11 protein-coding genes are annotated in these 13,545 nt (G+C 59.1%); 2 read left to right on the plus strand and 9 right to left on the minus strand.

The window, feature by feature from the left end:
• Window positions 1-167: 167 nt before the first annotated feature.
• Window positions 168-698, plus strand: a complete 531-nt coding sequence (locus IPP95_06590) for a hypothetical protein (GenBank protein QQS73872.1) — start codon at window positions 168-170, stop codon at window positions 696-698.
• Window positions 699-868: 170 nt separating this feature from the next.
• Window positions 869-1,510 (plus strand): response regulator transcription factor, encoded by a 642-nt coding sequence (locus tag IPP95_06595; protein QQS73873.1) that lies wholly within the window; start codon window positions 869-871, stop codon window positions 1,508-1,510.
• Between the two features lie 29 nt (window positions 1,511-1,539).
• Here IPP95_06595 and IPP95_06600 read toward each other — a convergent pair whose 3' ends face one another.
• From IPP95_06600 to IPP95_06640, 9 genes are all read right to left on the minus strand, one after another.
• Window positions 1,540-2,760, minus strand: a complete 1,221-nt coding sequence (locus tag IPP95_06600) for a hypothetical protein (protein QQS73874.1) — start codon at window positions 2,758-2,760, stop codon at window positions 1,540-1,542.
• A 116-nt stretch (window positions 2,761-2,876) separates the two neighbouring features.
• Window positions 2,877-4,586 carry a hypothetical protein gene (locus IPP95_06605; GenBank protein ID QQS73875.1) on the minus strand — a complete coding sequence of 570 codons (1,710 nt, stop codon included), beginning with the start codon at window positions 4,584-4,586 and terminating at the stop codon, window positions 2,877-2,879.
• Window positions 4,587-4,711: 125 nt separating this feature from the next.
• Complete coding sequence (locus IPP95_06610) at window positions 4,712-5,347, minus strand: deoxynucleoside kinase (protein QQS73876.1); 636 nt, start codon at window positions 5,345-5,347, stop codon at window positions 4,712-4,714.
• Entirely contained in the window at window positions 5,344-5,814 is a 471-nt protein-coding gene (folK, locus tag IPP95_06615) for a 2-amino-4-hydroxy-6-hydroxymethyldihydropteridine diphosphokinase (GenBank protein QQS73877.1), read from the minus strand. The genes IPP95_06610 and folK overlap by 4 nt, the downstream gene beginning before the upstream one ends.
• Window positions 5,815-6,010: 196 nt before the next feature.
• Window positions 6,011-7,087, minus strand: a complete 1,077-nt coding sequence (prfA, locus tag IPP95_06620) for a peptide chain release factor 1 (GenBank protein QQS73878.1) — start codon at window positions 7,085-7,087, stop codon at window positions 6,011-6,013.
• Window positions 7,088-7,203: 116 nt separating this feature from the next.
• Entirely contained in the window at window positions 7,204-8,382 is a 1,179-nt protein-coding gene (locus IPP95_06625; GenBank protein QQS73879.1) for a phosphoribosylformylglycinamidine cyclo-ligase, read from the minus strand.
• Between the two features lie 60 nt (window positions 8,383-8,442).
• Window positions 8,443-10,446, minus strand: coding sequence for an OmpA family protein (locus IPP95_06630; GenBank protein ID QQS73880.1), 2,004 nt, complete (start codon window positions 10,444-10,446; stop codon window positions 8,443-8,445).
• Between the two features lie 137 nt (window positions 10,447-10,583).
• Window positions 10,584-12,776, minus strand: a complete 2,193-nt coding sequence (locus IPP95_06635; GenBank protein QQS73881.1) for a glutamine synthetase III — start codon at window positions 12,774-12,776, stop codon at window positions 10,584-10,586.
• A gap of 285 nt (window positions 12,777-13,061) precedes the next feature.
• A complete protein-coding gene (locus IPP95_06640) occupies window positions 13,062-13,424 on the minus strand; it encodes a twin-arginine translocase TatA/TatE family subunit (protein ID QQS73882.1) in 363 nt (120 codons plus the stop codon).
• Between the last annotated feature and the right edge of the window lie 121 nt (window positions 13,425-13,545).

Here is a 13,545-nt window from a genome sequence, read left to right on the forward strand (position 1 = left end):
GACGACATCATCGTCACCGGCACGATCACAAGGTAATCATCCGAAGAGTTCCGGTCCGATCACTCGAAGAGGACTCCATGGGGCATTCAATTTCACCATTAGTGGGTATTGTGAAAGGCCTTGGAAGCCCGGACATTTGTATCGAGGAACACAATCACCCCCTACAGATGAAAACCCCGAACACCTCCATCTGCTCCAGTAGCCTCCGTTGCCAAGTAATAACCGTCGCCATAGCCTGTTTTGCGCTACTATCGGCAGCATACGGCCAGAACAAGGACAAAGTGGATATCAAGGGGTCGATGCTGACGGACTCCCCCGAGGGTGCCTCTGACGCCTTGGCGGTGGTGGAACTGGACAACCGGGTCTGCACTCCGTTGGAATTCCACCCGGACGGCAAGTTCAAGCTCTCCATGCCCATGGGCAGCACCGCCTACTTGCGTTTCGAGCAGCCCGGATACTTGGACAAGGAGGTGCTGGTGAACACCGCGAACGCCGACCTGTGCAAGAAGGACTGCCGCAAGAATGAGAACTTGAAATTTGACGTACAAATGACCCCGGAGCTGCCCGACAAGCATTTGCAGTACAGGGGTCCCGTGGGCATCATCACTTTCCTGAAAGGTTCCGGGTTGATGAAAGTACGCTACGACCGCACCCTGACCCGCACCAACGAGGGTGACATCATCGTGATCGACCAATAGGCAGATCTCAGCGCCCCCTCAACGCAGCTCGCGGGCCATGGGGATGAACGATGGAAGGACCGGACTGAACGAGTTCAGCCCGGTCCTTCTGATGGCCACTATGACCTATACCACAATAAGGTGCGCACCGGGTTCGGCAGGTACGTACCTTGCCGTTCTTATTTTCCGTTATGGAAACGATCAGATTATTGGTTGTTGATGCTGAACCTTTAGTAGCGGACGGAATTACAACACGGCTTGCTCAGCAGCCGAAATTCGACATGGTCGGTCATGCACGGACGGGAAGTGCCGTGATGGGGATGCTTGGCGAGCTGTGCCCGGACCTCTTGCTGATGGACGTATCGCTGCCCGAACAGGACGGCATTGACACCATGCGCCAGCTCCATGCGAACAGTCCCGGTCTGAAGGTCCTTGCACATTCCGCACTGAGCGCGATCGAATACGTGAACAGTATGCTGCTTGAAGGCGCACAAGGGTACCTATTGAAAGGCGGCACCACCGAGGAGCTGGTGGAGGCCATGGAATCCGTGCTGAGCGGGGGCCGGTACATCAGCCCGGTTGCCCGGGCCAGCATCGCCCGCGGCTACCAGCATACCGAAAAAAGGCCCGACGGCGAATACATAGGCCTCACAGCCCGGGAACGGGAGATCATCCGCTTGATCGCCATGGAACGCACCAGCGGTGAGATCGCGGCCGCGCTGTTCGTGAGCGAGGAAACCGTGAAATCGCACCGCAAGAACTTGATGGCCAAGTTGAACGTGCGTGGCGTGGCGGGCCTGGTGCGGTATGCAATGGACCGCCGCTGGGTCTGAATCTTCAGCCACGACGATGGTGAAGAACCCTAGCGGACGAATTTGCGTGCGGCCGTTCCGGAAAGCGTTCTCAAGCGCAATAGGAAAACGCCCGGGGCCATGGACCGGAGGTCCAACCGGACCCGGTCCGTGACGGGGCTGCCTTCGCGAAGCACCCGCCCTTGCAGATCGAGCAGTGTGAAATGGCAGGCCGCCGGGTCTTCGATCATGCCCGTCGTTAACAGGCCATCGACCAGCGTGGCCTCATCCAGCGGGGCATGGATGGAATGGAACGACAGGGGGACGGCCTCCGACAGTTTCCACCCACCATCGAAGTCCACTTGGCGCAGACGGTAGTAGTTCATTCCTTCCCGTGGGTCCTCATCGGTGAATCCATAGTGCAGAACTTGCTGGCTATTGCCCGCGCCCTTCACATGGCCCAGTTCGTTGAAGCTGCCGCCGTCGAAACCACGTTCCACGGTGAAATGATCATTGTTCCGCTCCGAGGCTGTTGTCCAGTTCAACTGCACCACCCTTCCTGCAGCATGGGCGCCGAAGGCGATCAGCTCCACAGGCGTGGGGATGGGCTGCATGATCTGCACATCATCCACCGCGAAGGAGGGGTCCGTTCCGGCACCGTCGTTGTTGTTCACCCAGTGGAAAGCGATCCTCAAGGTGGCAATGTTCTCGCATGAAGCGGGCAGCGGGATGCTGATGTGCGTCCACCGCCCCTGCCCGCCGCAGCCGGCGTTGTTGGTCTTGGGCATGTCCAGCAGCGTGGTCCAGGTGCTGCCGTTGTTGGTGCTGTATTCGGAGTAAGCGTTATCAGCCGAACCGGAGCCGTTCTCGATGTAGTCTAGCTCCAATGACAAGGTGGTATAGCCTACCGTGCTGATGGTGGCGGAGGAGGAACGGCGGTCGGTGATGGTGTTGCACAGCCCTCCGAAAAGGCAAGCCAATAAGCCACCGCAGGCGCTCCCTCCGCCAGCATCATAGGCCGCCCCGACATCTCCATAGGCGACCGATGAGGTATGCAGGGTCTTGTCCGTTCCGCATCCTGTACCGCAGCTCCCGGGGGCATTGCCGTTCTCCTGGCAGCTAATGAAGAACGGGTTGGCATTGCACCCCTCGGCGCCGGCAGGAATGTTGAGCGTACCCCAGTTCCCGGTGCCGTCGAAGGTCTCCTGCCAGATCACCGTCTGGGCCACACAGGGATCGCCTGCGCTAAGCAGAATGAGACAGAAACAGGCTATGGGTTTGCATGGGGGCACTTGGCAAGGTAGTCAAGTGTCGAAATTGGATCATGATCTCCGGAGGGTGTCCCATGCTAAAACGAAAAGCCCCCGCCGAAATCGGCGGGGGCTTTTCAAAGTGGGCAAGTAGTGGCTTAGAGGCCGAGGCTATCCTTGAAGTTGCGGAACTCGAGATCCTTCATGGCCTTGTCCTTCAGGCTTGCATCCTGTTGGACCGCTGCGGCGAGGTTGCTGCGTACTCCGTCGCCGTTGTTGGTGCGGGCGGCGATGATGGCGGCGAGGTAAAGGCCTTGGGCACTGTCCTTGTCGGAGCTTGCGGCGAGGATTGTGCCTGCTCCGGCGGCGTCACCACCGAGCATTTTGGCCAATGCGGCGTTGAAGGTGTTCTGCCCGGCCATGTCGCTGTTGGCGCTGGCGTAGTTGCCGTTCTGGATGGCGATGATGCCCTGGTTATACTTCACGTCGGGACCGGCGGCACCGGCTTTGGCGAAGAGTTCGGCAGCCTTCACACGTTCACCCTTCTGGCGGGCGATCACACCAAGGTTGTTGGTGCTTACGGGGTTGTCCATGATGCTGTTGGCCTTCTGGAACTCGGCCTCGGCCTCTGCGCTCTTACCCTGCTGGAAAAGCACGTAGCCCACGTTGTTGGCGGTGCGGTAGTCCTGGGGGTAGAGACGCTCGGCCTCCTTGTAGATGCGGAGCTGCTCGTTGAGGTCGCTGGTGAGGGTAGCTGCCTTGAGCAGTTCCTCCACGGTCATGGTGTCGGGGTTGCTCTTGCTGATGGCGCTGAGTTCCTCGTCGCTGTAACCGTTTACCTCATAGTTCAATTTGATCTCCGAGCGACGCAGCTTGGGAAGGATGTCGTCCTGAAGCTCCTTATAGGTAGCGGCCATGTTCTTGATCTCCTGCTCGCGCTTGTTCACGTCCGGATACATTTCAAGCACGCGGAGCACAAGGTCCTTGTCGGCAAAGCTGCTGGCCTGTACGGCGCTCTTGAAACCGGTCCAGTCCTCACCGCGTGGGTTGAGGGTGTAGAATGCGTCGTCCTTGGCGGCATCGACCTTATTGGCCTTGAGCACGCCTTGGATCCAACGCTTGCCGGTGGAGGCACGCTTGTCTGCAAGATTCTCGTTCATGTTCACCTCGCCTTCAGGCGATGCATAGGCGTCGATGGTGACGCCTTTCCAAGTGATACGCGGATTTTTCATCCCATTCTTCACGAACGTGTTCACGTCCTTCACGTCCTTGTCGTTCAATTCGGAGGGACGGACCACCTCGGAAGCGACCAAGTAGTTGATGGTGGCGTCGGCACTGTGGGAAGTGACGCGCACGAACTGGTCGGCCCCGAGGATGACGCGGTCATCGCTCATTACCAAGTACGGGGTGGTGATCACACCGTCAGCGAGCTTCACGGCATCGAAGGGCTTTTCCTTCTTGCCCTGCTTACCCAGGATCTTCAGCATCAGCTGGCTTTCCTGCATCTCCGGGGTATAGGCCACTTTATCGCTGTAGCTGAAGGACTTGCCGCTTTCGTAGGGGACCACGGTATAGTTGCCCGCAGCCTTCTCACCTTGGAAGCCCGCCATTTTCAACGGGGTCTCCCCGGCGGTGTTCGTAATGGTGGGCGTGAGCTCAACTTGGGCCTTTTTGTAGAAATATTTCCCCGGGAAATTCCCGTTGATGTTCACATGGACTGTGTCGCCCTGCACGATAAGGGGATCGGGGTCCACCGTGTGAGTGATCGTTTTGGCATACTTGTCCATCTTGCCGAGACCGCCGCAACCGGCGAGCACCAAGGCTGCCGCCGTCAATACCGCGACGCCTTTGAGGTGTTTTTGTTCCATAGGTGATCGAGTTTGTTTTTTCTTGATCTCGGCAAACTTAACCACCATCCGTGCCAAACTCCGGCGGTACACGGTCAACAGTTGTTCACAAACGAACGTGTGGGAATGACGCGCCCGCTCAGGGGTCAAAGATGTTCCACATGGTGGCCCGGTTCCCTCACGGCGGTCACCAGGTCCATGAACCGCTGATAGGCCACGGCGTCTTTTAGCAGGTCCTTTCCGTTCAGGTCCACTACCAACACCCGTCCCGCATCGAGCTTCCGAAGGTGGTCCAGGTAGCGCTCCTGAAGTTGCCCGAGGTATTCCTCACTGATGCGCTGTTCGTAGGTGCGGCCCCGCGCACGGATCCGTTCCCTCACCGTGGCCATGGGCAGGTGCAGGTAGACCAACAGTTCCGGCTTGGGCAGCCCGGCGTACATGATGGCGTAAAGGTCCCGGAACAAGGCATGCTCGTCCGGTGGAAGGGTGACCCCGGCGAAGATCAAGGACTTCCCGATGGAATAGTCGGCCACGGTGGCGGGGTGAAAGAGGCTGCGCTCGCCTACCCGCTTGAGCTGATGGTAGCGTTGGGCCAAGAAGGATAGTTCCAAGGTGAAGGCGTGCCGCGTCGGATCCTGGTAGAATTGGGGAAGGAAGGGGTTGTCCTCAAACTCCTCGAGCACCGTTTCGGCGTCCCATTCGGCGGCCAGCCGCTTGGCCAGGGTCGTTTTCCCAGCGCCTATAAGGCCCTCCACCGCGATGTATCCGTAGGGTGGCTTCATCGTTGTTGCAGTGCATCGTTGAGCAGGTCCAGCACGCTGCGGTGAAGCAACGGATGCACAAGGTCCGGTATGATGTCCGCCGCCGGCGACAAGGCAAAGACGCGCTGATGTACACGGGGATGGGGGACGGAAAGCTCAGGCCGATCGATCACCTGTTCACCGACAAAGAGGATGTCCAGATCGATGGGGCGGGAAGCATAGTGGCCATCGGCGGGTCGCACGCGGCCAAGCTCTTGCTCGATCCCCAGCATTTTTTCCATGACCTCTTCCGGCGGCATCGAAGTGCCGACCAGAACGGCTCGGTTGAGGAAGAGCCGACTGTCCTGAAAGCCCCATGGCTCGGTCCAATGGTCCCTGCTGGAGGCCAGGACGCGACCGATGCGGTCCTCGACGAGGGTGGTGGCCCTTGCGAAGGTTGTGTGCGGGTCGTCCCTGTTGGCACCCAACAGCATGGTGATCTCGGCCATGGGCCAAAGTAAAGGAGCAGGGTCGGATGTCGAACGATGGAACGCTGATGACGCAGAAAGAGTGGATCAACGCAGATCATGGCTGGACAACTGCCGACTGCCACTGCTTACTGCCTACTGCCAAGTGGTGATTGGTGATTAGAGGCTGGTGACCGGCGATCGGCGACAGTCCGTTTCATCTTTCAGCTTTCGAGTTTCAACTTTCCTGTGACAGCTTTTCCGTGCGGTCGGCCAATTGCAGTGCATCGATGATGGCTTGAAGGCCTCCGTCCATCACCTCGGTCAAATTATGCACGGTCAGCTCGATGCGGTGGTCGGTGATGCGGCTTTGCGGATAGTTGTAGGTGCGGATCTTGGCGCTGCGGTCGCCGCTGGCCACCTGGCTCCGGCGATGCGCGGTGACGGCCGCCTCCTCGGAACGGACCTTCTCGTCATATAGTTTGTTCCGCAGCATCTGCATGGCCTTGATGCGGTTGCCCAATTGGGAACGGTCGGTCTGGCACATCACCACGATGCCCGTTGGGATGTGGGTGAGTCGCACCTTGGTCTCCACCTTATTCACATTCTGGCCCCCTGCACCACCGCTGCGTGCGGTCTCCATCTTCACATCGCTCTCCTTCACCTCTACATCGTATTCCTCCACCTGAGGCAACACCACCACGGTGGCAGCGCTGGTGTGGATCCTTCCACTGGCCTCGGTGCGTGGCACACGCTGCACCCGGTGTACCCCGGCCTCGAATTTCAACACGCCATAGGCTCCGGCACCTTCCACGTTAAGCACCACCTCCTTCACGCCGCCTGCACTGTTCTCGCTGATGTCCGCCACCTCCACTTTCCAGCCCATGCCCTCGCAGTAGCGGGTGTACATGCGGAGCAGGTCCCCGGCGAAAATACCGGCTTCGTCACCACCGGTGCCGGCGCGGATCTCCATACTGCAGTTACGCTCGTCGTTGGGGTCCTTCGGCACCAGTAGAAGGCGGATCTCCTCCTCCATCGTTTCGATCACCGCGGTCAGTTCGCTCTTCTCCGCACGGGCCATTTCCAGCATCTCCGCGTCGCGCTCCGATCTGAGCATCGCCTCCGCGCCCCGCAGGTCTTCCATGGCACGGCGGTATTTGCCATAGGCTTCGTCCACGGGCTCCAAGTCGCGGTACTCACGGTTCAAGTCCACGAAGCGCTTGCGGTCGGCGATCACGTCGGGGTCGGCGAGCTGTTTGCCCACTTCCTCCCGGCGGTCGTGTATGGCGGAGAGCTTAGTTAGAAGGTCGCTCATGGGTGGTGAATGGGTCCGATACCCATCGGACGCAGATGACGCTGAAAGGGCAGATAGGCGAGGAGCTGAATAAGGTGGACGGCAAAGTCGGAAGGGACGTTGCGGTCCATATCGGCTCAGGCAGTATAGGTGTAGGTCCCTGAGGGCACGGTCAACACCACCTCCTTGGCGGGCGCGTCCTCCACCCTGCCGATCACTTGGGCCTCAACGCCGAAGGTGACCGCTATTGCAATGATCTCCCGAGCGCGCGCCTCGGGCACATAGAATTCCAAGCGGTGCCCCATGTTGAAGACTTTGTACATCTCCTTCCATGGCGTTCCGCTCATGCGTTGGATGGCCGCGAAGAGCGGCGGTATCGGCAACAGGTCGTCCTTGATGATGCGCAGCCCGTCCACGAAGTGCAGCACCTTGGTCTGCGCGCCACCACTGCAATGGACCATCCCGTGGACATCCTTCCGCATGGCAGTGAGCACCTCGCGCACCACCGGGGCATAGGTGCGCGTGGGCGAGAGCACCGCCCTTCCGAAGTCCAAGGGGGTGCCCTCCAACCGATCGGTAAGGTTGGCCTGCCCGCTGTATATCAGATCGTCCGGTGTACCGGGATCGAAGGTCTCGGGATAGGCCGTGGCCAGCGCCTTGTTGAAAATGTCATGGCGGGCGCTGGTGAGCCCATTGCTGCCCATGCCCGCGTTGTAGTTCTCTTCGTAGGTCGCCTGCCCGTAACTGGCAAGGCCCACTATTACATCGCCAGCGTGGATACGCGCATTATCCACCACCTGATCGCGACGCATGCGGGCCAATACCGTGCTGTCGACGATCACGGTGCGAACAAGGTCACCCACGTCAGCGGTCTCGCCACCGGTGCTGTTGATCCCGATGCCGAGGCCGCGCATTTTCTCCAGGAAATCCTCCGTGCCGGCGATGATCGCGGAGATCACTTCTCCCGGGATCAGCCGCTTGTTCCGGCCGATGGTGCTGCTGAGCAGGATGTTGTCCGTGGCGCCGACGCACAGCAGGTCGTCCAGGTTCATCACCACGGCGTCCTGCGCAATGCCGCGCCATACGCCGAGGTCGCCCGTTTCCTTCCAATAGGCATAGGCCAATGCGCTCTTGGTGCCCGCCCCATCGGCGTGCATCACGATGCAATGCTCAGCGCTTCCCGTCAGTTCATCGGGGACGATCTTGCAGAACGCCTTCGGAAAAAGGCCCTTGTCCACCTTGGCGATGGCATTATGTACATCCTCCTTGGCACTGCTGACGCCGCGCCGTTCATATCGGGATGTCCCTTCTTCCATGTGCCGGATGAAAAAAGGCATCCCGCGTACACGGGATGCCTTTTTCCTTAAGTATGATGACTAATTAGACTCCGGCACCATGGGCTCGTTCGCCTTGGGCACGAAGTCGAAACTTTTCACGGTGAATTCCACGCGGCGGTTCTTCTGGTGCGCGGCTTCCTTCTCCTCGGTGGTCGCCATCTTGGCGATCTCAGCATCGGTGATGCGGGGGCGGGTCTCACCATAGCCCTTGGCCACCATGCGCGCGGGATCTATGCCCTTGCTGATGAGGTAATTCACGCAGCTCTGTGCCCGGTTCTGGGACAGGGTAATGTTGCTCTTGTCGCTGCCCCGGCTGTCCGTGTGGGCGGCGAGCTCAATGATGATGGTGGCGTTGTCCACCAAGGTCTGGTACAAGGTCTGGAGCGAATCCTTTCCTTCTGGACGGAGGGCGGCGCTGCCCAGATCGAAGAGCACTTCCGGCAGGGCTATGGCCTTGTCCGGTGCCACGGGCTGCAGGAGATATTCCTTCACGAAGGTGGTGCTCTCGGTGAGGCCCACGGTGGTGATCTGGTCGTTCACCACTAAATATTGGGCCTTGCTCGCACGAACGGTGTAGCTCGTGTTCTCGTTGATGTAACGGTCCTTGCCGTTCTCCTCGAAGTTGAACCCTCCGTTCTCGTCAGTGAGCGCGTTGAAGTTGGAGCCGTCGGTACCCACCACTTCCACTTTGGCGTCCTGAAGCGGGTCTCCGGTCACTTTGTCCTTCACCACCCCTTGCAGCGCGAAGACCAGGTCGGGCACGTAGAAGCGCCAGATGTCGTCCTCACCTTTGCCGCCGGGGCGGTTGCTGGTAAAAAAGCCGCGCTCCTCGTCACCATCGAAGATGATGCTGAAGTCGTCGCCACTGCTGTTCATTGGGGACTTCATGTTCTCCACGTGGCCCCATGTCGCATCGCCTGTTTTCTCCGCGTGGAAGATGTCCATGCCGCCCATGCCAGTGATACCGTTGCTGGAGAAGTAAAGATCACCATTGTCGCGAAGGAAGGGGAACATCTCGTCCTTGGGCGTGTTGATCTCTTTCCCGAGATTGGTAACTGCTCCCGTGGGCATGCCGTTCTTGTCCAAGCCCACTTTCCACAGATCCTTGCCGCCCTGACCGCCATTCATGTTGCTGGCAAAAACGAGCAAGGTTTCATCCTTGGAAAGCGTGGGCTGGCCGATAGTGACCATGGTGGTGTCCTTCTTTCCCTGTTCCGGCTTGAGCGGGAGCATCACAGGATCGCTGTAGTTGTTACCCACCTTCTTGCTCACCCAGATGTCGCAACCGAAGGCCTTCTTCTTTTCGTGCGGGCAACGGGTGAAGTACATCATGTTCCGCTTGTTGTTGAAGGTAGCACTGCCTTCCGCACCTGCCGTGTTGATGTTGGGCTCAAGGCGCACGGGCTCGCTCCACTTGCCGAGTTTGTCGCGGCTGCTGGCAAAAAGGTCCGTGAAGCTTTCACCGACAATGCCGTCGGACTCCGTGCCTGTCGCGGCGGGCCTGCTGCTTACAAAGACCACGTCGGTGTTCCGCTTGTCGGAGAATGCCGCGCTGAAGTCGTACTGCGGGCTGTTCAACAGCACTTCGGGATCCACCTTGTAGCGGGATGGCGTGTCCTTCCAGGTCTGTGCGAGCTGACAGGAGGCTAAACTGGCGTCCGCGCGCATGTCGCCGGGGTTCTTCTCCTTGTACTTGTTGTATGCCGCGATGGCGTCGGCGTACTTGCCTTGTTCCTTGAGGGCCTCACCGATGTAGTAGTAGGTGATGGGGTCCGGGTACTGGGCTTTGTTGGCCTTCTCATACCACACTTGAGCGTTCTCCCCATCGCCCAAAGCACGATAGGCCTGAGCTACCTTGAAGATGAGGACGGCCTTTTCGCCTGCCTTCTTCTCGGTGGTGTACGCCTTCTTGTACATCTCGATGGCGTTGTAGAAGAATCCCTTGTTGAAGGCCTCATCGGCTTCTTCGGCCTGCTTGCTCTGCGCCATCGCGCCGGCAACGCAAACTAAAACGAATGTGAAGCAGGCTACGAACTTCCTCATGCTCATCATCGGGTTGGTGTGTAGTGTCCCCAGCGGATGGGGCCGGGCGAAAATAAGCAAAGTCCCCAATCTTGGACCCCGGCCTTGTTTTTTGGTTTCTCCTCAGGATCTCACGAAATGGACCCTGAGCTGCAAGATCACCGGGTAAAGAGCAGTTCCCGCATTTTCGGCAACGGCCAGAGTTCATCGTCCACCAGAAGCTCCAGCTTGTTGCTGTGGTAGCGGATCAGGTCCAGGAAGGGCTTCACCGTATCGCAGTATGCGATGGCTTTGGCACGTTGATCGTCCAGGACGTTGGCCGTCTTTCTCGCCTCGGTCATGGACACGCTCAAGGCCCGGAGCTGCTCGATATGCCCGCTGATGCGTTGGATCAGGTCGAGTTGTGTGGCAGAGGCCTGTTCCCCGGCCTCCTTGCCCAGAATACCCCGCAGGCCTTGCACGTTCGTGATCAACCGGTTCTGGTAGTGCACGGCCGCCGGCAGTACATGGTTCATCGCCATATCGGCACAGACCCTGGACTCGATCTGCACCTTGAGCGTATAGCTGTGCAACTCAATGTCATGGCGCGCCTTGATCTCTTTATCGGTGAGCACGCCCATTTCCTTGAACACCTTCATCGTGGCCTTCCCGGCCCATGCGTCCAAGGCGCGCGGTGTATCCACCACGTTCCGGAGACCCCGCTTGGCGGCTTCCTCCTTCCATTCCTCCCCATATCCGTTGCCTTCGAAGCGCACTGGCTTACTCTTGGCGATAAGGTCGCGGATGGTCCGCAAAATGGCCTCATCCTTTTTGACGCCTTTGGCGATCAAGGCGTCCACGGAAATCTTAAAAGCCTTGAGCTGGGCGGCGACCACGGTGTTCAGCACCGTCATGGCAGCAGCGCAGTTGGCGCTGGAACCCACGGCCCGGAACTCGAACTTGTTGCCGGTGAAAGCGATGGGCGAAGTGCGGTTGCGGTCGGTGTTGTCCAGTAGTACCTGTGGGATCCTGCCAATGTCCAGCTTCAGTTCGGTCTTGCTGGCCGGGCTCATGGAAGCCTTCACGCTTTTCTCCAGTTCGTCCAACAGCCCCGTGAGGTACTCGCCGATAAAGACGCTGATGATCGCTGGAGGAGCTTCGTTGGCCCCGAGCCGGTGGTCGTTATTGGCGGAGGCGATGCTGGCGCGCAGGACGTCGGCATGATCATGGACCGCGGCGATGGTGCTGACGAAAAAGGCCAGGAACTGGATGTTCTCCTTAGGCGTTTTCGCTGGCCGCAGCAGGTTCACCCCCGTATCGGTGGCGAGGCTCCAGTTATTGTGTTTTCCACTGCCGTTCACCCCGGCATAAGGCTTCTCATGGAATAGCACGCGCATGTCGTGCTTGCGCGCGGTCTTCTCCATAACGTCCATCAAGAGCATATTGTGATCCACGGCGAGGTTCATCTCCTCGTATACCGGGGCACACTCGAACTGGTTCGGGGCCACCTCGTTGTGCCGGGTCTTCACGGGGATACCAAGCTGAAGCGCCTCGGTCTCGAAGTCGCGCATATAGGCCTGGGTGCGCTCGGGAATGCTGCCGAAATAATGATCCTCCAGCTGCTGCCCGCGTGCAGGGCCGTGGCCGAAGAGCGCCCGCCCGGCCATCATGATGTCCGGCCGGGCAAAGTAGAACGACTCATCGATGAGGAAATACTCCTGTTCCCAACCGAGCGTGGCGATGACCTTTCCCACGTTCTTGTCGAAATAGCGGCACACGGCGGTGGCCGCCTCGTCCAATGCCCGGACAGAGCGCAAAAGAGGGGTCTTGAAATCCAACGCCTCACCGGTGTAGCTGACGAAGATCGTGGGGATGCACAAGGTCTGGTTGATGAGAAAGGCCGGGCTTCCGGGATCCCAAGCGGTATATCCCCGGGCTTCGAACGTGTTGCGGATCCCTCCGCTGGGGAAACTGCTCGCGTCCGGCTCCTGCTGCACGAGCATCCCTCCATCGAAACGTTCAATGCTGCGCCCGTCCCCTAGGGGTTCGAAGAAGGCATCGTGCTTCTCGGCGCTGGAGCCATTGAGGGGCTGGAACCAGTGGGTGTAGTGCGTAGCGCCCTTGCTCGCAGCCCATTCCTTCATGCCGCTGGCCACTTGGTCGGCGAGTCTGCGGTCGATCCGTTCGCCCCGTTCGATGGCGGAACGCACGGCGCGGTATGCATCCTCGGTGAGGAACATCCGCATGGCCCCCTCATTGAACACATTGGAGCCGAAATAGTCACTGATCCGGCTACTGGGGCGCTGAACATGCTTGGGTTGCCGACCGAGCACATCGGACAAGGCCTTGAAACGCAAATTGGGGGGGGTCATGTGAAATTGTTGTTTTTCCGCGGCGAAATTAGGTTGGCGAAGGGGTCTGATCCCATATTCCGATATATTTTCTTGTCAACAGGTGTTTGAAAATAGGGGTGGCCGGAATAATCTTCGTTTTCAAGATCGAGATATGCGGATCTAGGCCGAAAGCCTGGCCTTTGCCGGTCCATACTGTTCAGGGTCCCGAAATGGCTGACCGAGGATATCCCGGGACGCGACCGGGCGTGCTGTCTTCCGCACCCGACAATTCAGGCCGGCCTTGAAGACGCCGGCCGGGAAGCTCTACTTCCCCAGTGATCCACCTTCCTCAGAGAGCTTTGCCTCGACGGAGATGTCGATCGGCTCCTCGGGCGTTGGCGGTGCAGCGGGGACCACATGGGCATCGGCCTGCTTCTGGGACGCGGCATGCTCTGGTGGCTCAATGCGAAAGGTCTTTCGCTGCTCCTCGAACCCCTTTTTCACGTCTGAAGCGCCTTTCTCGATCTCTCGTTGCACGTCGGCCGTAGCATCGCGGAACTGGCGGAGCGCACGGCCCATGGTGCGGGCCACATCAGGCACACCCTTGCTTCCGAAGAAAAGCAGGACAAAGAGCAGCACGACGAGCAGTTCGCCGCCACTGACATCAAGAAAAAGAAGTACGCCCATCCGGGGTGCGAAAGTAGGGAGCCTTGGTCGGAAAGGTTAGATGCCCAAAGAGTTAAAGAACAAAAAGGTGAGAGCGTGGGAAGGTGCGAGGGTGCATCCTGGCCCCCTTGCACTATTGCAC

Source organism: Flavobacteriales bacterium (genome assembly GCA_016700415.1).
Taxonomy (GTDB): Bacteria; Bacteroidota; Bacteroidia; order Flavobacteriales_F; family PHOS-HE28; genus PHOS-HE28.